The sequence below is a fragment of the Bacillus sp. H1a genome (assembly GCF_000633475.1).
Taxonomy (GTDB): domain Bacteria; phylum Bacillota; class Bacilli; order Bacillales; family Bacillaceae_G; genus Bacillus_A; species Bacillus_A paramycoides.
The window spans coordinates 163,260-188,093 of sequence record NZ_AYMH01000042.1; the positions used below are offsets into that span (position 1 = coordinate 163,260).

The 24,834-nt window shown below is 36.2% G+C and carries 24 protein-coding genes; 11 read left to right on the plus strand and 13 right to left on the minus strand.

Annotated elements, in window-relative coordinates:
- Window positions 1–19: 19 nt before the first annotated feature.
- Together U860_RS0119665 and U860_RS0119670 are read right to left on the minus strand one after the other, a co-directional pair.
- Window positions 20–1,567, minus strand: a complete 1,548-nt coding sequence (locus U860_RS0119665; protein WP_025149843.1) for a DNA-binding protein — start codon at window positions 1,565–1,567, stop codon at window positions 20–22.
- Between the two features lie 181 nt (window positions 1,568–1,748).
- Window positions 1,749–3,140, minus strand: coding sequence for an amino acid permease (locus tag U860_RS0119670; RefSeq protein WP_002174905.1), 1,392 nt, complete (start codon window positions 3,138–3,140; stop codon window positions 1,749–1,751).
- Between the two features lie 280 nt (window positions 3,141–3,420).
- On the opposite strand from U860_RS0119670, the gene U860_RS0119675 reads away from it, so the two are divergent.
- The 3 genes from U860_RS0119675 (at window position 3,421) to U860_RS0119685 (ending at window position 5,633) form a co-directional block, all read left to right on the plus strand.
- Window positions 3,421–4,713 carry an NCS2 family permease gene (locus U860_RS0119675; protein ID WP_025149844.1) on the plus strand — a complete coding sequence of 431 codons (1,293 nt, stop codon included), beginning with the start codon at window positions 3,421–3,423 and terminating at the stop codon, window positions 4,711–4,713.
- A 286-nt stretch (window positions 4,714–4,999) separates the two neighbouring features.
- A complete protein-coding gene (locus U860_RS0119680) occupies window positions 5,000–5,200 on the plus strand; it encodes a helix-turn-helix transcriptional regulator (protein ID WP_025149845.1) in 201 nt (66 codons plus the stop codon).
- A 4-nt stretch (window positions 5,201–5,204) separates the two neighbouring features.
- Window positions 5,205–5,633 carry a hypothetical protein gene (locus tag U860_RS0119685; protein ID WP_025149846.1) on the plus strand — a complete coding sequence of 143 codons (429 nt, stop codon included), beginning with the start codon at window positions 5,205–5,207 and terminating at the stop codon, window positions 5,631–5,633.
- 39 nt (window positions 5,634–5,672) lie between these two features.
- On the opposite strand, the gene U860_RS0119690 is transcribed toward U860_RS0119685, so the two are convergent.
- The 8 genes from U860_RS0119690 to U860_RS0119725 all read right to left on the minus strand — a co-directional run bounded on the left by U860_RS0119690 (window position 5,673) and on the right by U860_RS0119725 (window position 13,954).
- The gene (locus U860_RS0119690) at window positions 5,673–6,110 is read right to left on the minus strand and encodes a GNAT family N-acetyltransferase (RefSeq protein WP_025149847.1); all 438 of its coding nucleotides are present in this window, start codon (window positions 6,108–6,110) and stop codon (window positions 5,673–5,675) included.
- A 14-nt stretch (window positions 6,111–6,124) separates the two neighbouring features.
- A complete protein-coding gene (locus U860_RS0119695) occupies window positions 6,125–6,382 on the minus strand; it encodes a DUF4022 family protein (protein ID WP_071717603.1) in 258 nt (85 codons plus the stop codon).
- Window positions 6,383–6,434: 52 nt separating this feature from the next.
- Window positions 6,435–8,264 carry a monovalent cation:proton antiporter family protein gene (locus tag U860_RS0119700; RefSeq protein WP_025149849.1) on the minus strand — a complete coding sequence of 610 codons (1,830 nt, stop codon included), beginning with the start codon at window positions 8,262–8,264 and terminating at the stop codon, window positions 6,435–6,437.
- A 220-nt stretch (window positions 8,265–8,484) separates the two neighbouring features.
- The gene (gene qoxD, locus U860_RS0119705) at window positions 8,485–8,796 is read right to left on the minus strand and encodes a cytochrome aa3 quinol oxidase subunit IV (RefSeq protein ID WP_002174911.1); all 312 of its coding nucleotides are present in this window, start codon (window positions 8,794–8,796) and stop codon (window positions 8,485–8,487) included.
- Window positions 8,797–9,399: a cytochrome aa3 quinol oxidase subunit III gene (qoxC, locus tag U860_RS0119710; protein ID WP_025149850.1), complete on the minus strand. Its 603-nt coding sequence runs from the start codon at window positions 9,397–9,399 to the stop codon at window positions 8,797–8,799.
- 13 nt (window positions 9,400–9,412) lie between these two features.
- Window positions 9,413–11,347, minus strand: a complete 1,935-nt coding sequence (gene qoxB / locus U860_RS0119715) for a cytochrome aa3 quinol oxidase subunit I (RefSeq protein ID WP_025149851.1) — start codon at window positions 11,345–11,347, stop codon at window positions 9,413–9,415.
- A gap of 33 nt (window positions 11,348–11,380) precedes the next feature.
- A complete protein-coding gene (locus U860_RS0119720; protein WP_025149852.1) occupies window positions 11,381–12,256 on the minus strand; it encodes a cytochrome aa3 quinol oxidase subunit II in 876 nt (291 codons plus the stop codon).
- A 282-nt stretch (window positions 12,257–12,538) separates the two neighbouring features.
- A complete protein-coding gene (locus U860_RS0119725; RefSeq protein ID WP_025149853.1) occupies window positions 12,539–13,954 on the minus strand; it encodes an amino acid permease in 1,416 nt (471 codons plus the stop codon).
- Between the two features lie 393 nt (window positions 13,955–14,347).
- On the opposite strand from U860_RS0119725, the gene U860_RS0119730 reads away from it, so the two are divergent.
- From U860_RS0119730 to U860_RS36900, 8 genes are all read left to right on the plus strand, one after another.
- Window positions 14,348–15,058 carry a C39 family peptidase gene (locus U860_RS0119730; RefSeq protein ID WP_025149854.1) on the plus strand — a complete coding sequence of 237 codons (711 nt, stop codon included), beginning with the start codon at window positions 14,348–14,350 and terminating at the stop codon, window positions 15,056–15,058.
- A 131-nt stretch (window positions 15,059–15,189) separates the two neighbouring features.
- Entirely contained in the window at window positions 15,190–16,365 is a 1,176-nt protein-coding gene (locus U860_RS0119735) for an amidohydrolase (RefSeq protein ID WP_025149855.1), read from the plus strand.
- A 1-nt stretch (window position 16,366) separates the two neighbouring features.
- A complete protein-coding gene (locus U860_RS0119740; protein ID WP_025149856.1) occupies window positions 16,367–16,564 on the plus strand; it encodes a DUF3311 domain-containing protein in 198 nt (65 codons plus the stop codon).
- The gene (locus U860_RS0119745) at window positions 16,561–18,033 is read left to right on the plus strand and encodes a sodium:solute symporter (RefSeq protein WP_025149857.1); all 1,473 of its coding nucleotides are present in this window, start codon (window positions 16,561–16,563) and stop codon (window positions 18,031–18,033) included. The genes U860_RS0119740 and U860_RS0119745 overlap by 4 nt, the downstream gene beginning before the upstream one ends.
- A 101-nt stretch (window positions 18,034–18,134) precedes the next feature.
- On the plus strand, window positions 18,135–19,613 hold the full coding sequence (locus U860_RS0119750) for a spore germination protein (RefSeq protein ID WP_025149858.1): 1,479 nt from the start codon (window positions 18,135–18,137) through the stop codon (window positions 19,611–19,613).
- Complete coding sequence (locus U860_RS0119755) at window positions 19,614–20,735, plus strand: endospore germination permease (RefSeq protein ID WP_025149859.1); 1,122 nt, start codon at window positions 19,614–19,616, stop codon at window positions 20,733–20,735.
- On the plus strand, window positions 20,719–21,885 hold the full coding sequence (locus tag U860_RS0119760; protein WP_025149860.1) for a Ger(x)C family spore germination protein: 1,167 nt from the start codon (window positions 20,719–20,721) through the stop codon (window positions 21,883–21,885). Before U860_RS0119755 ends, U860_RS0119760 begins: the two co-directional genes overlap by 17 nt.
- Before the next feature lie 11 nt (window positions 21,886–21,896).
- Window positions 21,897–22,025, plus strand: a complete 129-nt coding sequence (locus tag U860_RS36900; protein ID WP_081806810.1) for a hypothetical protein — start codon at window positions 21,897–21,899, stop codon at window positions 22,023–22,025.
- 66 nt (window positions 22,026–22,091) lie between these two features.
- Here the strand turns inward: U860_RS36900 and U860_RS0119770 are convergent, their stop codons facing one another.
- Genes U860_RS0119770 through U860_RS0119780 form a run of 3 tightly spaced genes read right to left on the minus strand, consistent with a single transcriptional unit; the run spans window position 22,092 to window position 24,446 of the window.
- Entirely contained in the window at window positions 22,092–23,492 is a 1,401-nt protein-coding gene (locus U860_RS0119770) for a nucleoside recognition domain-containing protein (RefSeq protein ID WP_025149861.1), read from the minus strand.
- Window positions 23,470–24,192, minus strand: a complete 723-nt coding sequence (locus U860_RS0119775; protein WP_025149862.1) for a FeoB small GTPase domain-containing protein — start codon at window positions 24,190–24,192, stop codon at window positions 23,470–23,472. Before U860_RS0119775 ends, U860_RS0119770 begins: the two co-directional genes overlap by 23 nt.
- Window positions 24,189–24,446, minus strand: coding sequence for a FeoA family protein (locus U860_RS0119780; protein WP_025149863.1), 258 nt, complete (start codon window positions 24,444–24,446; stop codon window positions 24,189–24,191). The genes U860_RS0119775 and U860_RS0119780 overlap by 4 nt, the downstream gene beginning before the upstream one ends.
- Window positions 24,447–24,834: the final 388 nt, after the last annotated feature.

Genomic DNA, 24,834 nt, shown 5'->3' on the forward strand with positions numbered 1-24,834 from the left:
ATACGGATTGCCTTTTCTTTTACTTCTTATTAATCGTTACAGTTTCATTATATTTCGCTGTTGTATTTTGACGTAGACGAAGTGTTGCTTGTCCAGTTGTATTTGAATCAAGTTGTACATTTACAATTTTTTCAGCAGAACCTAAGCTATTTGTTGTGAAAGAGAATGCACTGCTATATCCGAAAGTAGATGGCCAAGTGCCGTTTGTATTTTGAACTTTTGCCACTTGTGTCCCGCCAGAAGTGAATATGCCTAAAGAATAATTATTATATGTTGTATTTGGTAATAAGTTATTTACTTGAATTTTTATTTGAAATACTTCATTATTCGGTAGAATAGTAGGATGCGTAATTACGTAATCACTCGCTGTCACTGCGCCGTTGTATCCGTATGAACCTGGTTTAAAAGTATTGGTGTTGAACCATTGGTAACCTTGATTTGGCGCGCTCCAAGGTTCTGGTTGTGGTTCTGTTGATAAACTTGGTTGTTCAAATGTTTGTAAAGCTGTAGGTGCATCAAGCTGTAAACCATTCACTTGATCTAAGCTTGTAAATGTTTCTTTCTTCGCTAACCAATTCACGATGTTTTCTAATAGAACAGCATCGTTTTCTTCTTTATAACCATCATAAGTTTTCTTTGATTGGCCTGAATCTTCACGAACATATTTTGGCGATGCATCTTCAACAGGAGAAGAGTCGCCAATAAAGGCTGCTTTTCCAAGACCAACTTTTGCAATGGCAGCATAAGGCCCCTCTGCAACACCACCACCGTTATAAACACCGCTATCAACAGCATTATTCCATTTTGATGGGTTTTCTGGAAGGTATACGAGTCCTTTTGCTAGTTTTGGATTTGTAATCGCAAGAGTAGAACCGGCATGCATTGCTACAGATGAAACTCCATTTGTAATTCCAAATGATTGCTCAGGAGAGACAATATTTTTAGCAGAAACATCACCAAGTGCATTGTAACGGAAACGAATACCGAAATTATCGGATAGCCAATCAGAGCTTTCTACTCCTTGCATAGCTAGTGAATTTGTTTCGTCACTAGACATTCCCTTTGCTGGATTATCCCATGCCCCGCGTCTATATCCATTAAATACTTCTGAAGAGTCCCAGCGGTTTTTATTACGATCTGCATTATAATGATCGGCAATGAAGAAAATACTGCCGCCATTTTTTACGTATTGTAACATCGCGTCTTGTTCAGATTTTTTATAAGGAATATTTGCTTCAGGGATGATAAATACATTGTAATTTTTTAAATCGTCGTATGTAATAGGTGTTGATTTACGAAGTTCTTTTACATGATATCCGTTTTGGGCAATGCCGTTTCCGAAATCAGAAAAACCGCCATCAATAACCCAGTCAGCTGTCCCAGCCGTTTGACCGTGAGTATTATCGAATAATACTTTCTTCCCATTGTTTTGATTTACAACTTTTGCAGCAATTTCAGGAGCAGGATCTACTGAGCTTTCGGCATAAGTAGATGGAACATAGGCGCTTCCTAAACTGATTGTGATTGCTGTTGCTAAAGAAAATTGAATCCATTTTTTATTCTTCATAGAAGAATCCCCCTAATAATAAATATATGTGCTTTAATAATGTAATTTATTTTTCTGTAAAAATAAAGACGGAAAACATAAAATATATTAAAAAATTGTAAAAATACCGTGAATTTTGTTGAGAAATATTTGTATAGACAATAAAAAATCCCTTCCAATCAATAAGGAAGGGATTTCGTAGTTAACTAATTTTTGAATTAGATGATTCATCAATCTTATGAAAACCTTTCATATAATACACGATAGCTAAGCCGATAAGCCAAATTGGACCGACGATTAATGCGATTCGTGTATCTTCTGAATAGGCCATGATACCTAGTACAAGCACAAGGAAGCCGAGTGAGAAATATGAACTTAATGGGTATAGGGGCATTTTATACGTTAACTTTTGTTTGCTTTGTGCTGGTAATCCTTTACGGAATTTAATTTGAGCGACTAATATAATGCCCCAAGTCCAAATTGCACCGAAAGTTGAAATACTAGTTAACCAAGTAAATACTTTTGCAGGAACGAGATAGTTTAATATAACGCCAACAAGTAAAACGATTGCAGTTGCTACAATTCCTTGACTCGGAATACCGTTCTTATTTAAACGACCGAATCTTTCAGGTGCTTTCTTTTGTTGTGCTAATGTAAATAGCATACGGCCTGTACTAAACAAACCACCGTTACAAGATGAAAGGGCTGCTGTTAACACAACGAAGTTAATAATACCTGCTGCCTTTGCGATACCGATTTGTTGGAACGTTAAGACAAACGGACTTCCTTTCTCGCCAAGTTCGTTCCACGGGAAAATTGCCATCATAACGAATAGAGCTCCAACGTAGAACAGTAAAATTCTCCAAAATACGTTATCAATTGCTTTTGCGAGTGTCTTTTTTGGATTTTGAGCTTCACCAGCTGTGACACCGATAAGTTCGACTCCTAAATAAGCGAATAATACCATTTGTAAGGAAAGTAGTAATCCAGAGAATCCATTTGGGAACCAGCCACCATGTTCCCAAAGATTTGAAATACCAGTTGCAACGCCACCATTTCCAAATCCGAATAGAATAATACCAGCGCCGACTACTATCATACAGATAATTGTGACAATTTTAATGAGAGCAAACCAAAACTCAAGTTCTCCAAATACTTTTACAGATAAGAAGTTGAAAGCACTCATTAATAAAAGAGCTAGTAATGCCCAAATCCAGCGTGGGATATCTGGGAACCAATACTGCATGTAAATTCCTGCAGCTGTAATTTCCGCCATACAAGTAACAACCCATAAAAACCAGTAATTCCAGCCTGTAATATACCCAGCTAGTGGGCTGATGTAATCATTTGCATATTTACTAAAAGAGCCAGCAACCGGTTGTTCAATTGCCATTTCTCCGAGTGCACGCATAATGAAAAAAATAACGAGCCCGGCGATCATATAGCCTAGTAAAATGGATGGGCCAGCTAGTTTAATAGCGGAAGCTGATCCTAAAAATAGTCCAACGCCAATAGCTGAACCGAGAGACATTAAAGTAATATGTCGTTCTTTTAAGCCGCGGTTTAAAGATCCAGATTTGTTTGTTTGCTGCATAAGAAGAATCCCCCCTGTAGAGTGAACAATAATTGAATGCGTTTGCTAAATATTTAACTATTTAAAATTATAAAACATTTCTATCTGTTATGCTACAAAAATAATCATAATACACTGTACTACATCTGAATTTGTCAGACTTAAACTTAAAATTCTAACTATTAGGGAATATATTGACTCTTCTTTTTATTGATTGTTAAGATTAAGTGTTACATTTTCTCACATACTAATAAGAAAAGAATGTGTGATAATAATTCAGGTGTAGGAAGGGTACATAAGTATGTTTCAATTACAAAAGTATAACACTTCTGTGAAGCAAGAAATTTTAGCAGGCATCACAACTTTTTTTACATTTGCGTATATTCTTGTCATCAATCCGAAAATATTATCTGATGCAGGTGTACCATTTGATCAAGCATTTACGGCAACTATTATTGCGACAGTTGTTGGGACGCTATGTATGGCGTTTTTAGCTAACTATCCAATTGTTATTGCTCCAGCTATGGGAATGAATGCATATTTTGCTTATTCTGTGGTTCAACAGGCAGAGGGGATTACATATGTCATTGCGTTTTCGGCAGTATTTGTGACAGGTATTATTTTTCTTTTATTATCTTTCACCTCGTTTAGACAAAAGCTAATTGTCGCAATTCCTGACAGTTTAAAACATGCAATTGCAGGTGGAATCGGATTATTTATTGCTTTTATCGGATTGCGACTTTCAGGTATTATCGTTGATCATCCATCTAACTTAGTTACAATCGGAGACTTTCATTCACCGGCTGTTATCTTAACATTAGTTGGTTTAGTGTTAGCAGCGGTATTAATGGTATTACGCGTTAGTGGTGCGTTGTTTATTAGTATGATTGTGACAGGGATTATTGCTTTTTTTACGGGGCAATTGAAGTTTGAGGATAGGATTGTGGCAATGCCACATTTACCAGAAGGAATTATTGTTTCAAACCCTATCAATGCATTTTCAGATGTAATTCAATACGGGTTATATGGAGTTATTTTTTCATTCTTACTTGTACTTTTATTTGATACAACAGGGGCTTTGCTTGGTTTAATTAAACAAGCAGGTTTAAATACAGATAACACTGAAAAGCGCTTTGGTAAGGCGTTCATTGCAGATGCAATTGGCGGAACGACAGGCTCCATCTTTGGGACAAGCCCTACAGCAGCGACAATTGAATCATCAGCCGGAATTGCGGCAGGTGGTAAAACTGGATTGACAGGTATTGTAGTCGTTTGTTTAACGATTATAACGGCATTCTTTAGCCCTGTTATTGCCTCTTTATCAAGTGTAGCAGCTATTACAGCACCTTCATTAATTATAGTAGGTAGCTTAATGGCACAAAGCATTCGTGATATTAATTGGAATGAATTTGAAGATGCATTACCAGCATTTTTAATTTTCGTAGGTATTCCGTTAACATCTAGTATTGCGAATGGAATTGCAATCGGATTTTTAGTGTATCCAATCTTAAAAATCGTGAAGGGGAAAGGGATGGAAGTACATCCGTTACTATACTTATTTACAATTTTATTTGGATGTCATTTATTCTTATAATATAGAGATAGGAAAGGGGGCTTCTTATGAGAGGCTCCTTTTTTGTGTATAATAAAGTGAAACTATAATAAGTGGGGGGGTTCATCCCCCGCTTATTATTAGTTGAACCAATCGGGCGTTTACGGGCAGTTGATCTCCCACCTAACTTCTTTGCTTCAGCCGAATTTTGAGGTGGGAGTTTTACTGCCCGTTAATGCGGGATAAGGTAAAATTCAAATGCGTTTTGTAAATTATAAATTACTAAATGGAATATATATGTTACAATAAGGGCGGAGGAGGAACATGAATGGCTGTAAGTAAAATAAAAGTCGCGCGTGTTCAGTTAGATTTAACACAGCAACAATTAGCAGAAAAAGTAGGCGTTACAAGGCAAACGATTAGTTTAATTGAGAAGGGGAAGTATAATCCGTCTCTAGATTTATGTTTAAAAATTTGTTATGCGGTAAATAAAACATTGAATGATTTGTTTTGGGAGGAAAAGGAGTGATAGGGTGAAAATCGTGAAAGATGAACGTTTAATGATTGAAGGGTTAAAACATGTTAGATTGGCTTTCATCTTACAGAATATCGTCATACTAGGTATTGTTTTTTATCGCTACGTTTTGCAAGGGGCAGGATATGAAAGTATTTCGGATTTATTAATGATATTTATCAGCGGGATAGTAGTTATTAACTTTTTAAACTTAAAAAATTCAGTGGAAGTGTATGAGCATACAGGGGGAGTATCTCGTAGTTATTTCATGAAATTATTATTCATTCCAGTTGGGATTGTTATTGGGATTTTAGCTATTTGTATCATTGTAACACCAGATATTTCGATAAAGGAAATTAGTATAACAGGACTTATTATGTTTGCTTGTTTTTTAGTTCCTAGCTTGTTTATATACATATATATGAAAAAGATAAAAAATGAAGATTGAAATATAAGAAAAGCTTTCCCGTATTGAGGAAAGCTTTTCTTATATCTTTTTATACAGAACTTTATGAAGGCCAATCGGTTCAATTTCAAAGATTTCACCATGTTCGTGGAAACCTAATCGTTTGTAATAGTCAGCTACAGTAATTCGGCCATTACACCATAAAATGTTTGCGTTACGCTCTTGTAAGATTTGCTCGGCTTTATGGATTAAGGAGCTTCCAGCGTGTTTGTTTCGAAAGTTTGGTAATGTTGCCATTCCACGTAGTCGATAATGAACACCTGTTGGTAAGTCAGGATATATTTCTTTTGAGAAGGAAGCGATACTAATCAGTTCATCGTTTACAAAGGCACCCAAGTGGAAGGTGTCTACTTCGTAGTCGGAAGAATATTTACAATCTGCTAATAGCTGATTAGGGCGCAAAATTTTTTGACGTAATACGTAAGTTTCAGATCCATCAATATTTTTCACGGTAATCATATTAACATCCTTTCTTATAAGCCTTTTTCTGTTAGCTGTATAAAGAAATAGGCAGGTGCAGCGAAAAGTCCGAGTATGCTAGCGGTTCCAAGAAGGAGTGAAAGCAAGAGACAAGTGTATTTGACTCCATTTGATTTTTTCCATCCGTAACTACAAATTTCAATGCTAATACCGATGAGAATAATGGCGACGAGTACTTCCGCTAATAATAAGAGAGCTAAAGTTGAAATAGACATAATGTGATTCATCCCCATAATATGTGATAGTAACATTTTACCATATGAAATTGGAAAAATGCCCCTCAATTATGTGAGGGGCATTTTTCTACTCTAGTATGTTTTTCATTGTATCAATATGCTCTTTTGAACCTGTTACAAGTAAAATGTCACCGTGTTGTAATTTCGTATCACCATGTGGTATTAATGCTTTATTACCACGGTAAATTTGAATGACAAGTACATCACCTAAAAACGGAAGGCGACGAAGTGCTAAGCCATTATATTTATTGCTACGTAGTTCAACCTCACGCACTGTTTCATTCGCTGTTGTAATTAAGCGGACGAGACTTGGTTTATCAATAAGTGCACGTAATAAAATACGTGTAGAGTTAATAGTTGAGAATACAGCGATATGTTCTTGCGTTGCTTTTTCGTGTAGAAGGGGATCTTCTACACTTGCGATGACGTGTTCAACACCTAATTCTTTTGCGTGTTCTGCTAATAATAAGTTTTGGTCATCATCACTTGTCGCAACAACAACACGGTCTGCATCAAATGCTGTTTGTTCAGTTAATGATTCGATTGTGATTTCATCTAGTTTCACGATAGGGAAGTCATGAGATTTTACTTCCTCATCATTTATTTTATTCTGGCGTATCATATATAGCGTTACGTCATAATCTTCGCGCTTCAAATCAAGTGATAACGGAAGGGTAATTCTGCTCGCGCCAATAATAGATACTTTCGGTTTTGGTGTTTCCACTTTTGGAAACATCTTTTTAAATAATATAGGTGCAAAAATACAAGTAATAACTGCACTTAAAATAAGGGATGCTGATAAACTTGGGCTAATGATACCTAGCTTTTCACCGATTTGTGCAGCCGCAATAACTAAAGAAAGTGTTGATGTTAACAAAATAGCACTTCCGAGTACGATATTGCGTGGGTACCATTTTCGTAAGACGAGTGATGGCAATAGTTTTGAAATAAAGAGTCCCACAATTAAAATTGGAATCATTAGCATACTAGAAGGCTCTTTAAAAATAGACCATACTTCTAAATTTACACCAACCATTACGAAGAAAATAGGGATGAAGAAACCATATCCGATGGAATCGAGTTTTTCAACCATATCGTCATTTGGTGATAATAAAGATACGAGTACACCTGCTAAGAAGGCTCCTAAAATGTTTTCTGCTCCAACGGATTCAGATAATCCAACTAATATTAAGATGAGTGCAAAAACAGCTCGTGTATCAATTTGTACACTACCGGCTTTTAAGCTTTCTAGGTATGGAATATTTTTAAAGCGTCTTGCGATAAAGTAAATTATAATACCAGCGCCGAATAGAAGAAGTAGAAGCCACATACTTTGGCCACTTTCGGAATTTAATCCGACGAATACAGCGAGTAAAATCATTGTAACTAAGTCTGCAATAACAGCGACTAATAAAATGATTTGCCCGATTGCGGTTTTTCCTAAGTTATTTTCTTTTAATGTTGGTACGACAACACCTAAGGAAATAGTTGAGATAATTAAAGTCATGAACATTGCATTGTCTACGAATCCTAGCCATACGAATATTAACGATAGGGCATAAGATAAAATGAAAATAAATAAGAAGATAATGCTTGCTGCTTGGAATGTGTTCGGTTCGTTTGTCGTATTCTTTTTCCCTTTTTGTTTAAAGATAGAAAAGTCAATTTCTAAACCACTTAAAAACATTAGGAAGATAAAACCTAGTGTTGATAAGACTTGAAGCCACATATCTGGCTCAATGATGTTAAATCCACTTTTACCTACAAAGATTCCTGCGATAATTTCTGCGACAACGACAGGAAGTGCTTTTAATTTAAAGCGTTGTAACAAAAGGGGAACGAAAAACGCGATTGCAACGACAACCATAAGTGATAGAACAGAAGAATGATGTTCCATTGCGTTCTCTCCCTTCAAATAAATATAGTACCTATTTAGCCATATTATAGGTAGAAAATCAACGCATATGGGTTCGATTTCATAAAGAAAGAGTTTTCTTAACATTTGTCATAATAAGTATATTTTTCATGATTCTGTTGTTAATTCCGTAATGTGGATGCAATAGGGGAGGGAATAAAAAAAGACTGCTGAGATTCCTCAGCAGTCTTTTTCATGCAAATTACATTGAGAAGAAAATCCATACAGTAAGACCAACTGTTGCTGTTGCAACGAAGAAACTGTATATCATTGTAAGAATTTGAACTCTTCCTTCTCCTTCTTTTAAGTGCATGAACATAATTAATTGTAATAATGCTTGCGCAACTGCCATTATGATGATAGTTGTTAATATCGTTGAAAGAGGCAGGCTTGTGTAAAGTGCCACGTATAACGCTAGAAACGTTAGTGCAAGCGATAAAATAAATCCGAAAACGTGTGACCATGGGAATCCGCTATGCGCATGCCCGTTTGCTTGATTGTTATTTTGAGCCATTTACGCCACCATCCCGTTCAAGTAAACTAGTGTGTAAATAAAGACCCAAACAAGATCAAGGAAATGCCAGTATAAGCTGATAATGAACACTTTACGAGCTGTAACTGGTGTTAAACCTCGTTTTAAAATTTGGATGATAACACAAGTTGCCCAAATGATACCACCTGTTACGTGGGCTCCGTGCGTTCCAAGAAGAACGAAGAATCCAGATAAGAAAGCACTTGTTTGAATTGTTGCGCCTTCACCAACGTACATAATGAACTCTTCGATCTCGAAGAATAGGAAACCTGCACCTAAAAGTAATGTAAAGATGAACCATCCAAGCATTGCTTTTTGGTTGTGTTTACGCATTTCATGAATTGCGATACCACATGTGAAACTACTTGTTAAAAGTAGTAGTGTTTGAATTAAAAGTGTTTTAAGTTCAAACAATTGCGCTGGTGTTGGGCCATCTGCCGTACGACCAGCAAGTACTAGATAAGAGGCGAAAAGTGTTGCGAACAGCATAATTTCAGCCCCAAGAAAAATCCAGAATCCTAGGATGTTCAATCTGCTTTGCTCGGATTGATATTCCAAAGGTAAGCTTTTATCTAAAGCCGCCATATCATTTCACCTCTCATGCTACATGTTCTGTTTTTTTGATTTCATCAACACTGATATAGTAACCGTCATCGTAATCGAATGAACGATAGATTAAGCAAGCTAAAATACCAACGCCGCCGATTGCTGCAAGCCAGAACCAGCTAAATACTAATGCAAAACCTGCAAGACCGAAGAATGCAGACGCAATAATAGGCACACCAGAGTTACTTGGCATGTGAATTGGTTTTAATTCTTCTGCAGCTGGTGTAACTGTTTCTCCGCGTTGTTTCATGTACCAGAAAGCATCAGCTTCTTTAATTTCAGGAAGTTTCGCGAAGTTGTAATGTTGTACAGGAGAATGAGTTGCCCATTCAAGTGTACGACCATCCCATGGATCTCCAGTAACATCACGTTCACCGTGACGTGCACTCCAAATTACGTTGTAACAAAGAAGTACGAATCCGACACCCATCATTACTGCGCCGACAGATGCGATTTGGTTTAACCAACCCCATCCAAGACTTGCAGAGTAAGTGTACATACGACGAGTCATACCATCTAAACCTAGGAAGTACATTGGGAAGAAACAGATGTTAAATCCGCTCATAAAGATCCAGAATGTCCATTTACCAAGGCGTTCATTTAGCATATGACCTGTCATTTTTGGATACCAGAATGTGAATCCAGCAAGCATAGCAAATACTGTACCTGCGATTAATACGTAGTGGAAGTGAGCGATTAGGAAGTAGCTGTTATGGTATTGATAATCAGCTGCTGCCATTCCAAGCATAACCCCTGTAACTCCACCAACTACGAAGTTTGGAATAAATGCCAATGACCAAAGCATTGGAACTGTAAAACGAATACGTCCTTTATACAGTGTAAACAACCAGTTAAAGATCTTAACCCCGGTTGGAATCGAAATCGCCATTGTCGAAATCGAGAAGAATGAGTTAACCGCTGGACCTGCACCCATCGTGAAGAAGTGGTGAAGCCATACGACGAAACTTAGTAAAGAAATTGCGACCATTGAGTACACCATCGCACTGTAACCGAATAGACGTTTACGTGAGAATGTACTAATGATTTCAGAGAAAATACCGAATGCCGGTAAAATAACGATATATACTTCAGGGTGACCCCATACCCAGAATAGGTTGGCCCATAACATTGGCATACCGCCGCTCGCCATCGTAAAGAAGTGAGCATCAAATAGACGGTCAAATGTCATTAATGCAAGAGCTACTGTTAATACTGGGAAAGCGAAAATAATGATAATTGTTGTAATTAAGATTGACCAAGTAAACATTGGCATTCTCATTAATGTCATACCAGGTGTACGCATTTTTAAGATAGTAACAAGGAAGTTAATACCTGTCATTAGCGTACCGATACCTGAAATCTGTAATGCAATTGCGTAGAAGTTATTTCCTACACCAGGAGTAAACTCTGTACCCGCCATTGGGAAGTAAGAAGTCCACCCAGCGTCTGGTGAACCACCGATAACGAAAGCGATGTTGAATAACATTGCTCCGATAAAGAATAACCAGAAACTTAAAGCATTTAAGAACGGATATGCAACATCACGAGCACCAATTTGTAATGGTACTACAAGGTTCATTAACCCCATAACGAATGGCATTGCCATGAAAAGAATCATTACTGTACCATGTGTTGTAAAGATTCCGTTATAGTGTTCAGCGTTTAAATAAGTTGTATCTGGGAATGTTAATTGTGCACGGATCATTAAACCGTCCATACCACCACGGAATAACATTATAACCGCAGAGATAATATACATGGCCCCGATTTTTTTATGGTCAACAGTTGTCAACCATTCGTCCCAAAGCCATCTCCATTTTTTGTACTTTGTTAGTACGAAAAGAATCGCTAATGTCACAAGAACGATAGATGCGTCAGCACCGTAAATAATTGGGTCACCTGTGACAAAAAATTCATCAAGCTTCACTGTGTTCACTCCAATCTGTTGGAATAATAGCTATTATTTTTTGTTTTTGTAGTAGTTGTAATCACAATATTCAAGTGATTTTGGATCTACATAACTTAAGTGATGACTAGAGAATGTCATACGACCAACTACACCAGGTTTAACAATTTCGTTGTACTTATCTTCTGTTAGTTTAGGAGCAGTTTGTTGTACTTCTTTTACCCACTTGTCATACTTTTCTTGTGTTTTTGCTTCAAGTTCGAATTCCATATGAGTGAATCCTTCACCAGAGAAGTTCGAACTACGACCTAGGTAAGAACCAGGTTTATCAGCTTGTAAATATAAATCCATGATCATGCCATCCATAGTGTATTTCATACCACCAAGTTCTGGAACCCAGAAAGCATTCATTGGACCTACAGAAGTCAGTTTGAATTGAATAGGTACACCAGCTGGGATGTTTAAATAGTTAACGGTTTCAATTTTTTCCTCTGGGTAACTAAATAACCATTTCCAGTTTGCAGATGTAACATAAATTTCAACTGGTTTAATATGCTTGGACTCTTTCGGAACCTCTTCCGAAGCATAAGTTGCTTTTACTGTTGGAATCGATAATGCGATAACGATAATAACAGGGACAAGCGTCCAAATAATTTCTAATAATGTGTTACCGTGTTGATCAGGTGGCTCATAGTCCATATTCTCTGGTTTTTCACGATAACGAATCAAGATGACTGTAAACAAGATGAATACAATTGCGATAATTAATGACATAAGCACGAATGACCAAACAATTAAATCATACTGTGCTTTTGCAACAGGTCCTTGCGGATTTAATACTGCGAGTTTCTTATCACAGCCACCGAGGAACAGAAGTAATGATAACGGAAGAAGCGAAGCCAACTTCCAAAACGCTTTCTTTAGTTGCACGATTGAAAATCTCCTTTCTCCTTGGATTGAAACTATGCCAATAAAACAATATAAACCTATTAATTTATAGAAGGCAATAGTTTTTGTCATATTGTTAAAAAATAGACACAAATGCACGCTTTTTAAGGTGAATATCATTTGTAACTTGATTACATTGTAAACTATTTTCCAGAGAAAAACGTGATTGTGAAAATTTTAAGTTAAATAAAGTTATACCAAGATATCCAAGAAATAGAAAAAAGCTATCTTATCATAAGGAAGATAGCTGAATATTTAGTATATTTAGTTTATTTCCTGAGTTATATTTTGTTGTTGTTCAAATGTGACAACTTTTTTATATTTTACTTGGTATAAAATGTAACAGATAATCATAAATGGAATCCCGCAAAAAAGAGCAATTCTCTGATCTGGAATGAAAGCTAAACTAACAAATGTAATGAAATTGAGTGAAAAAGCTACGATTGGAACTACTGGATAAAGTGGTGTACGATATTTTAAATCCTTTATGTCACCGCCATTTTTCACGAATTCTCTACGGAAGAAAAATTGTGAAGCTGCGATCGACATCCAAACGACAACAGCTGCCATTGCTGCAATAGATGTTAGAACTAAAAAGACAGTATCTGCCGCAAATACACTCGTTAATAAAGAAAGGCTTGCAAAAATTAGGCTGAAAATTAATGCGTTTAGCGGTACACCTTTTTTAGTTAGCTTTGTAAAAGCTGGACTTGCCATGCCTTGTTTTGCCATCGCCCAAAGCATACGAGAATTTGCGTATAGACCAGAGTTAGCTACAGATAATACAGCTGTAATAATAACAAAGTTCATAATGTCTGCTGCATATGGAACACCAGCTACATCAAATACAAGTACAAATGGACTTTCAACTAGATTAGCCTCTTGCCATGGGAGTAAACCTACAACAACTGAGATTGCTAAGACGAAAAAGAATAGAGTTCGCCAAATTGTGTTTTTTATAGCTTTTGGGATCGTTTTTTCAGGGTTTTCGCTTTCACCTGAAGCAATACCGATAAGTTCAGTTCCTTGGAATGAGTAATTTACTGTAATCATCGTAAGAAGAACTGCTAGTGCACCATTTGGAAATAGTCCGCCATTTTCAGTGAAATTATGAAGCATTGGAGCTGGATTTCCATTAAAGTCGAGAAAACCGAACATAACGGCGCCTCCAAGTACAATAAAGACAACAATTGTTGCAACCTTTACGCTAGCGAACCAAAACTCAGTCTCTGCATATGCTTTCGCTGATAAAGCGTTCACAAGAAAGAGTGCTGCTGCAAATATAACACACCAAATCCACGAAGAAACGTCTGGAAACCAACGTTTCATTAAAATACTAACAGTCGTTAACTCTACTCCAACTGTAACAGCCCAATTTAACCAATACATCCAACCGACGACAAATCCAAAACCAGGTGAAATAAATTTGCTTGCATAACTTTGGAATGAACCTGCTTCTGGCATAGCTACTGATAATTCACCAAGACATAACATCGTTAAATACATAACGAAACCACCGACTAAAAATGCAAGAATAGCTCCGCCTGGTCCGGCATTATGGACGATTTGTCCAGAGCCCATAAATAATCCTGTTCCAATGACTCCACCAAGTGCAATCATGAATAAGTGTCTACTTTTCATTGTTCGTTTTAAATCTGTTTGTTCTACTTGTTGATTCATATGCCCCTCACCCCGTATTTTTCTTGTATGTGTTAACTTGATTTCATTCTGGGGTTTTAATCATTAGTGGGGGATGAAAAACATACTCGGTTTATTTTGTTATGAAATGAATGGAGTATGTAAAAGAAAAACTAACTATGACTAAATATCCTAGAATGTTTGTTAACGTAGTGAAGGGAATTGTGATTCATTCACTATGTTAACAATTTTGATTTTAGCAAAATATTCAGAGAAAGTATATTGTTTTTTCTTTTTATTAAAAATAATTAGAATTTTAAAACGATATCTGCGAATAATAATTCACAGAATCTTTCTAGCAAACTAGTAAGAAGAAAGGTACAATGGTAGAAGTCACGACTTTAAAATAATTGATATAATGGAGTTTGGTTTATGATGAAAAAGTTAAAATATATTTTTATTTTAGGTATTATACTTTGCGTAGCTTTTTTCGTATGGAAGAATAAAATTATGCAAAAGGCACAAGAGTTACGTCTAGATTTCTTATCTGAAATGAAAGAAGCAGCAATGATTGAAGATGTCCCATTTATAAAGCAATTACCTGAATTACCTCGTGGGTGTGAAGTCACGAGTTTAGCGATGTTGTTGCAACATAAAGGTGTACAAGTAGATAAGATGCAACTTGCTAGTGAAATTCATCGTGTCCCATTTGAACAAGATGGTTTGCGTGGGAATCCCTATGAAGGGTTTGTCGGGAATATTTATACGAAATCTGAGCAAGGGTACGGTGTGTATCATCAACCAATCTTTAAATTAGCAGAAAAGTATGTTCCCGAAAAAGTCATTAATTTAACAGGTAGAGAAGTGCAAGATTTATATAAAGTAATTAGTTCGGGATCACCTGTATGGGTAATTGCGAATACGACGTTTAAACCACTTTCAGAAGATAGCTTTGAGACGTGGAATACAAGTTCAGGAGAAGTAAAAATTACATATTATGAGCATAGTGTAATCGTAATTGGATACGATCAAAATTTTGTATATATGAATGATCCTCTTGCAAATAACCCACGTAAAGCTGTTCCGCGAGCAGAGTTTGAAAAGTCATGGGAGCAAATGGGGAAACAAGCAATTACTATTTTGTAATAATGAAAAGTCATCTTGAGGGTGGCTTTTTATTTTTAAGTATTTATTATTGAAAATTCAGAAGATTCTTTTAAAAGTTAACTATTCACGTTATAATAACAGTTAACTTAGTGAAGAAGGGGAGAAGAGAAATGGATGTCGCAAAGGAACTTGTTTTATCAAAGAATCAGTTGATTGAGTGGAGAAGGCATTTTCATAAGTATCCAGAGTTATCTTTTCAAGAAGAAAAAACATCTCAATTTGTATTCGACATACTTCGGAAAATCCCATATTTAGAAGTTTCGCGCCCTACTAAATATAGTGTAATGGCAAGGCTAATTGGTAAACAGCCTGGTAAAACAATCGCGGTCCGTGCTGATATGGATGCTCTTCCTATTCATGAAGAAAATAAGTTTGATTATATTTCTACATATCCAGGTGTGATGCATGCATGTGGTCACGATGGCCATATGGCGATATTGCTTGGTGTAGTACATAAGTTGGTAGAGGAAAGAGAAAAAGTTAAAGGGGAACTTCGTTTTCTATTTCAACATGCAGAAGAAAATTTTCCGGGTGGTGCAGAGGAAATGGTCGCAGCGGGAGTAATGGAAGGTGTGGATTACATTATTGGTGCTCACCTGTGGGCTTCATTAGAAGTTGGAAAAGTAGGTGTAATTTATGGCCCGGCGATGGCGGCACCGGATGTTTTTAAAATTACGATAGAGGGAAAAGGTGGACATGCTGGAATTCCGCACGAAACAGTCGATAGTATCGCGATCGGTGCACAAATTGTTTCGCAAATCCAGCAAATTGTATCTCGCCTCACGAATCCGTTAGATTCTCTCGTAGTATCTGTTACGCAATTTCATTCTGGGACAACTCATAATGTTATTCCGGAACAAGCGGAGATTGAAGGGACAGTGAGAAGTTTAAGGCATGAATTAAGAGGAGAAACAAAGAAGAAGCTTGAACGGATTGTACAACATATTACAGAATCCTACGGTGCTAAGTATACATTTTCTTATGAGTATGGATATCGACCAGTTGTGAACGATTATGAAGTGACAGAGCTTATTGAACATACGGCATTACAGCTTTTTGGAAGAGAACGGGTTGTGCGTTTACAACCAACGATGGCAGGAGAAGATTTTTCAGCCTTTTTACAAAAGGCACCAGGGACATTCTTTTTTATAGGGGCAGGAAATGAAGAGAAGGGAATTATATATCCGCATCACCATCCTCGTTTTACAATTGACGAAGACGCATTACCAATTGGAGTGGAAGTTTTTGTATCAGCCATTATGAATTTTATAAATAAAGGAGAATGAGATGAAGAAAATACATGTGCTAGCGCTTATTCCAGTTCTTTGTTTAGTAGTTGGACCAGTATTTGCGAATTCAGTCACTCCTTACGTATTGGGGATGCCATTTTTATTATTATGGGTATTGTTATCAGTGCCCATTACGTCTCTATGTATGGGGCTTGTATATTTATTTGATCCTGCTAATAAGGGGGATATAGGATGATAGCATTACTTATCATTATTTTATTTTTATTTCTAGCACTATTTTTAGGGATTCGGGCACAACATGGAAAAGATATGAATTTAGAACAATGGTCGGTTGGCGGAAGAGGGTTTGGAACTATTTTCGTTTTTCTCCTTATGGCAGGCGAAATTTATACGACGTTCACATTTTTAGGAGGAAGTGGATGGGCGTATAGTAAAGGGGCACCTACATTTTATATTTTAGGTTATGGCGCGCTAGCTTATATTTTATCGTATTTTTTATTGCCACCGATTTGGAAGTATGCAAAAGAACATAACCTTGTTTCGCAGCCGGACTTTTTTGCGAAGAAATATAAAAGTAAGATGCTTGGGGTAATAGTTTCAATTGTTGGTGTTATTTCTATTATTCCATATCTTGTTTTACAGTTAAAGGGACTAGGAATTATCGTTTCAGAAGCTTCGTATGGAAGAGTGTCACCTGTTATTGCAGTATGGATTGGTGCTATTGTTATAACTATATATGTAATGGTTTCAGGTATACACGGCTCTGCTTGGACAGCCGCTTTGAAGGATATTATGATACTGTTTATCGTTATGTTTTTAGGTATATATTTACCGTATCATTATTACGGAGGATTTCAGCCGATGTTCGAAGCTGTAGAAGCAGCAAAACCAGGATTTTTATCTTTACCTGATGAAGGAATGAGCATTTCTTGGTTTGTTTCTACTATTGTATTAACTGCTCTCGGTTTTTATATGTGGCCTCATACATTTGCTTCTGCTTTTTCTGCAAAAAACGAAAAAGTATTTAGAAAAAACGCGGCAATTATGCCACTGTATTCTTTAGTTTTACTTTTCGTATTCTTTGCAGGATTTGCTGCTATATTACAAGTTCCTGGATTAAAGGGAGCGGATGTAGATCTTTCGTTATTCCGTCTGGCTCTTCAAACCTTTGACCCTTGGTTTATTGGGATTATTGGTAGTGCTGGAGTTTTAACAGCATTAGTTCCAGGTTCCATGCTTGTCATGGCCGCTTCTACATTGTTAGCAAAAAATATTTACCGAACAATGGTCCCATCTGCTTCAGATAGACAAGTTGCTAAAGTGGCGAAATTATTTGTTCCTGTAGTAACGCTTGTAGCTGTTTTGTTCACCTTTAAAGGTGGAGAAACAATAGGGGCGCTTCTTTTAATGGGATACAGTATAGTTACGCAACTTTTCCCTGCACTTGTATGTAGTTTGTTTCCTCGGCAAATTATTACGAAACAAGGTGCGATTGCGGGGATGGGAATTGGGCTGTTAGTTGTCGCATATATCACTTTATCTGGTTCTACTATAGCTACGATGTTTCCAGGGGTACCGCAATATATAAAAGATTTGAATGTAGGTATAGTCGCATTGTTAATTAATATTGTTGTGATGTTTGTAGTGAGTGGACTCACGAAAAGTGTATCTATAAAGACGGACAATATAATAGTAGAAAAGTAATTCGCGTGTTAGAGCTATCTTTGAAAAGAGATAGCTCTTTTTTGTATATATTTACTTCTATTAGCGGAATCTAACTAAAAACTTGTTAAAAAGGAAGTTAGGTGGGGAAATTGTTAGAGTTGAAAGGTAACTTGTTTGAAGTTATGAAGGAAATCAGGGGTGAGTTAGGTTCACCTAATGATTTAACGATTAGAGAAGTTGCTCTTGCGGGAAGTTTTACACGTTGTGCGGTTGTTTTTTTATGTGGATTAACAGATAAGGATAATGTTTATAAATATGTAGTTCGTACACTTCAATATGAAGAAGTACCAAATGAAGCAGCTGTTGTTCAAACATTATTAGATCGTTTTATTTCTATTGCAGAAGTCAGTACGAAAACAAAATTTCCAGATATTATAAATGCGATTTTAACAGGAGACACAGTTATATTAATTGATAATATTCAAACGGCTATTGTTATTAATAGTAGGGCTTGGGAAAAAAGAAGTCTAGAACCACCTGTAACAGAAGATTTAATACGTGGACCGAGGATTGGACTAAATGAAGATATTAATGTAAATAAAATGTTAATTCGCCGTAGTTTACGTGATCCAAAGCTACGATTTCAATCTTATATTATGGGGGAAAGATCGCAAAAAGAAGTGACCATAGTATATATAGAAGATATTATTAATCCTTTCATTGTAAAAGAGTTAGATCGTCGTCTTCAATCGATAGTGACAGATGTCGTTTTGGAAACAGGTACGATTGAACAATTAATTCAGGATAATAATTTATCGCCATTTCCGCAGTTTTTGAATACAGAAAGGCCTGATAGTATTGTGGCCTCATTAGCGAAGGGAAAAGCGGCCATTTTAGTAGATGGATCACCATTTGCACTTATTGCGCCATTAGTATTTGTTGATATTTTTCAATCAGTAGAAGATCATTATGAGCGCTGGATAATTGGTACGTTATTAAGGGTTTTGCGAATGATTTCCGGTATAATTGCGATTTTAATGCCAGCAATGTATGTAGCGCTAGTTTCATATCACCAAGGACTTATTCCTTCTAAATTGGCTTATTCAATTGCAGGTGCGAGGGAAGGTGTACCGTTTCCTGCTTATATTGAAACATTAATGATGGCATTGACGATGGAATTAATAAGAGAAGCTGGAATTAGATTACCAAAACAGATGGGACAAACCATTGGGATTGTAGGTGGCCTTGTAATTGGAGAAGCAGCAGTAAGTGCGGGGATTGTAAATCCGTTTTTAGTCATTATTATTGCGGTTACAGCAATTGCTACATTTTCACTGCCTGTGTATAGCATTACGATTACGTTTAGGATTTTACTTTTCGTTTTTGTATTAGCCGCAACTGCTTTTGGGCTGTATGGAATTATTTTAGCTCTTATAGCACTTGCCATTCATATTACGAATTTAAAGAGTGTTGGGGTACCTTATACAACGCCTATTGCTCCTGCGTTTCATAAAGATTGGAAAGAAGAGATTGTCCGTTTGCCGAAGGCAATGTTGAAAGAGAGACCGGAATATTTACAAACGAAAGACTCTACATTACGTCCAAAGGAGCGAGAATAATTGAAACCATTTGAATACGGAGATGAAGAAATTGGATCCCGGGAGCTTGGTTTTGCGGTATCTTCAGTCATTATTGGTATAGGGGCATTATCTATGCCACGAGACGTCGCTACGCAAACTCTATTTTCAGATGGCTGGATTATTTTGCTTGCTGGAGGATTGATATGTGCATGTTTAGGATGGTTTGTAACGAGGGTGGCAATTCTATTCCCGAAACAAAACTTTGTTCAATATACGAGTGCGCATTTGACAAAGCCTGTGGCATACACGATTAGTACCATTTTAGTATTAACGTTTGTTGCTTTGACCGCATATGAATCGCGCATGATTGCAATTATTTCACAAACGTATTTATTTAATGATACACCAATACAACTATTGTCTTTCTTTTTCCTATTAGTTGTTGTTTATGGAGTAGCAGGATCGAGAGTGGCTTTATTAAGGTTAAACGTTTTATTTTTACCTATCGTTTTTATTGCAATCGTACTGCTTTCTTTATTGAATGTGAACTTAATGGAAATAGATAATTTACTACCGGCTTTTCAAACGGACGTAAGGCAATATGCTGTAGGAGTTAAAAGCTCTGTTTTTACGTTTATTGGATTTGAGGTAGCTTTGTTTTATGCGGTGATGTTAAATGACACAGCCAAAAAAGCACCGTTGGCAGTTGCAAAAGCAGTGATGGTAAATGTGCTTTCGTACATTTTAATTTATATAACTTGTATTAGTGTTTTTACCTATATGACAACTAGGGGACTGACATATCCAACGATTGAATTAGGGAAAGAAATTGAAATTGGAGGAGGATTTTTAGAAAGGTTTGATGCGATCTTTTTTACTACTTGGATTATTACTGTCTATAACACTACAGCAATATATTATGACGTCGCGTCTTTATTATTTTGTGCCATGTTTCCGAAAGTGAAGAAACATATTTTCATTTTTGTAAGTGCCCCTATTATTTTTATGGTGAATATGATACCTGGTAATTTAGACGATTTATCACATTATGGAACTTATTTAGCTTGGATTGATATGGGGCTTGTTGTATTAGCGCCTTTGTTAGTTTTAATTGTATATAAAATAAAAAGAAGGAATGGTAAAAATGAAGCACCTTCTTAAAATTATGATATGTGCTGTTTTGGCTAGTTTGATGAGTGGGTGTTCTGAGTTAGAAGAGATCGAAGAAAGGGGATTTGTGGTAGGGGCGGCTTATGATATTGTGAAAGAAAAGAAATCTAATCCGGTGATGAAGGGCACATACCAAATGGTACTCCCAAGTAAGTTAACGCCACAAGGTACTCAAGGCGATGGGGAGAGTAAGAATTATATTAATGTTAGTGCAAAAGCCGATAGTGTTTTTGAGCAAATACGAATTATTGCTAAAAAAATTAGTCGTTCCTTATTCTTTCCGCATATACAAGTGATAATTTTTTCTAAAGAATTACTTTCAGGTCCGTATGTTTTGCAAAATACGTTAGATATATATATTCGCGATCATGAAATGAGAAGGAATATTCGTTTGTTCGTTTCGAAGAAAAATGCGGAAGCTATTTTAAAACAAAGTGCAAAGCCTGAAAATTTACCGGCGAAATACATTGATATGTTAGCTGATCATCCTCCGAAAAATGCTCAAATGATTGAGGCGGCAAGAATTGGTGAAGTACAGGAGAAAATGATTTCAAAGCAAAGTTTTGCGCTACCTGTTTTAAGTTTAACGAAGCAAGGTGTTCAGATGGATGGGGCTGCTTTATTTCGTGGAAAGGATAATAAGTGTGTTGGAATGCTGAGTGGAGAACAAACGTTAGGAATGAACTATGTAATAGGTAAAAAAATTGGAGGTTTTTTTACTATCCGTAAAAAGGGCCAGCTTATTACATATGAAATTCATAAGATACACCGGAAGATTAAAGTATCTACGGTAAATGCTACAAAACCGAAGTTTGATATTCATTTATCTCTAGATGGGACCTTGGCTGAGTTGCATTTTAGTGATAATAAACAAATTATGAATGAAAATCGATTAAAGAAAAATATTGCGGAGGAAATGGAGAAACGTATCCAGAAATCAGTAAAACTTGTTCAAAAAAAATATAAGGTAGATGTATTGGGATTAGGTGAAGTATATAAGCGACATAATTATAAAGAGTGGAAAAAAATAAGTAAGAATTGGGATCAAGGTGAAAATTATTTTAGTAACGCTGAAGTAATTGTTCATGTTCATCCTATAATTGAACATTCGGGATCAGCTTTACCGAAGAGAGTGAAATAAGGTGATGTAAGTTGTTTACTGGATTAGGAATTAGTTGCGCGATATTGATGGCGATTCTTCCAGGAGCTATATACTTTATTAATAAAAAAATTACAACGTATGGAGCGCAGCCGTGGAAAGAAAAAAAGAAACCTGAATGATTTTCAGGTTTCTTTTATGCACTAAGCATATGGTGAAGGGGGATGCCTTCTATGTATGCTTAGTTTTTATACAAGCCCTAACCAATGTACCAATTGTGTAGAGAGGAATGTAACAACAATGGCGATAACGGTAGGGATTGCAAACGATAAGAATGTCCACTTTGCACTTTTTGTTTCTTTATATATGTTAACCAGTGTTGTTCCGCATGGGAAATGAAGAAGTGAGAACAACATTGTGTTTAACGCAGTTAACCAAGTCCAACCGTGTTCTAAGAATAGATTTTTAATTTGATTAAAATCATCTATTTCAGTTAAAGCGCCAGTTGATAAGTAAGACATTAATAAAATTGGAATAACAATTTCATTAGCTGGTAGTCCGAGAATAAACGCTGCTAGAATAAAACCGTCAAGTCCTAACATTTTAGCGAATGGATCCAGGAAGTTTACAAAGTGCATAAGTAAGCTAGTGTCACCAACGAAAATATTAGCAAGTATCCAAGTTAATACAGCGGCAGGTGCAGCTACAATTACAGCTCGTTTTAAAACATATATCGATTTATCGAGCGTTGAACGCACAATTGTATTCCAAATTTTTGGCTTGCGGTATGGTGGTAACTCAAGTGTGTAGTGAGTTGGAACGCCTTTTAAAGCTGTTTTTGATAGTACCCAAGAAACGGTTAATGTCATAATAACACCAATTACAACCATTCCAACTACGACACTTGCAGTAACAAATGTTTGCATGCTACCTGTATAACCAGCAGCCATAAATAGTGAAGCCATTAAAATTAACATAGGCCAGCGACCGTTACAAGGAACGAAGTTGTTTGTTAAGATTGCAAGCATACGTTCACGTGGTGATTCAATAATACGTGTCGACATAATGGCAGCTGCATTACAACCAAATCCCATTGCCATTGTTAAAGATTGTTTACCGTGTGCACCAGATCGCTTGAATAAGCGGTCCATATTAAATGCGACACGTGGTAAATATCCGTAGTTTTCTAATAGGGCGAACATAGGAAAGAAAATGGCCATAGGTGGTAACATAACACTAATAACGGCTCCGATACCACGGAATAAACCAAGTATTAAAATGCCATGTAACCATTCGGGTGCATGCATTACTTGGAACCAAGATGTTAAATATCCTTCTGCCCAGCCGAAGAACTCAGCAAGCATATCAGATGGTACGTTAGCGCCTGCAATTGTAAGATAAAAAATGATAGATAAAATACCGAGCATAATTGGGAATCCCCAGATTGGAGATGTGAAAATTTTATCTAGTTTTTCGGAACGATATAATTTATCAGTATTTGTATATTGAACAGATTCTTTACATATGTTTGCAGATGTTCGATAAATATCTCCGACAATATCATCTCGTATATCTTCTTTTGAGAGTGTTTGTGCATGTTGGATAATATAGTCTAATGGAAGAGCTTTACTGGCTGAGTGAGATTCCATTTATTACGACCTCCCTTACAAGCGGTTCGTTATGATGTTTTTGAAGTGTAGTTAAGAAATTTTTATCTCCATCTAAAATACGTAGCGCAATCCAACGTGCTGGATACGTATCACCGAACACTTTATAAATTTGTGGTTCTAATTCTTGAATCATATTTTCAATTTTTTCATTATAAGTAATTTTAATTGGTGTAGGAATGAGCCTTTTTGTTGCTACTTTAGTAATGACACTTAGTAAATGTCCGATACCAACTCGGTTTCGTGCTGAAATTTTAACTACCGGTACACCAAGTGATTTTGCTAATTTTTTTTCATCAATAACGATTCCCTTTTTCTCTGCTTCATCAATTAAGTTAATACAAATGACTACATCGTTTGTCATTTCCATCACTTGGAGTGCTAAATTTAAATTTCTTTCCATTGCAGTTGCATCTATAACAACCACAGTTACTTCTGGCTTTTCAAATATAATATAATCTCGTGCGACTTCTTCATCTGCTGAATTTGAATACAGTGAGTAAGTTCCAGGTAAATCTATTATTGTATATATATTTCCGTTATGCTCATATTCCCCTTCAGCTTTTAAAACAGTTTTCCCCGTCCAGTTTCCAGTATGTTGTTTTAAGCCTGTTAAAGTATTAAATAATGTACTTTTCCCGGTATTCGGGTTACCAGCTAAAGCAATGCGATGGTTACTCATCTGAAATCATCTCCTATTAATACCCCGAAAATAAGGGAACTTTCTTCACTACGCAGTGCAATAGTTGTGTTGCTTACTTGATAAGCGACCGGGTCTCCAAGTGGACTGCGTTGTAGTACTTTAATCGTCGCCCCAGGAATAAAGCCTAAATCTAATAAACGTCGTTTCATAGTTCCTTCTAATTGTATCTTCTCAATTTGTACAAACTCTCCCGTTGTAAATTCGGAAAGTGGTTTTGTTTTAGCCGATACCATAAAAGTTACCTCATCTCTATATTTTTAGTTTGAGTTTAAAAAGTTTCCTTAGGTAAACTTTTTGCTACTAATATAGTAGACTACATTGGATGATGCTGTCAATTAGTACTTTAAAAATATTCATTTATTTTTAGAATTGTTCCAATTTATTTGGTTGTACCGAAAAATATTACTGAAATTCTTCTTAATGTAAATAAGGCAAGAGTGTAAAAGTTAAAAAATATAGGGGAATTGTAAATATAGTTTTAACTTAAAGGGCAAAATAAAGAAAAATATTTACATTGGATTTACATTGTTAAGAATAAATTTACAATACTGCGTGGTTAGTGTGGGTTTTGTTGGCTGTTTTAACTGTAAATGTTGGAATGTCTAGCTTTTGCGGGATGTT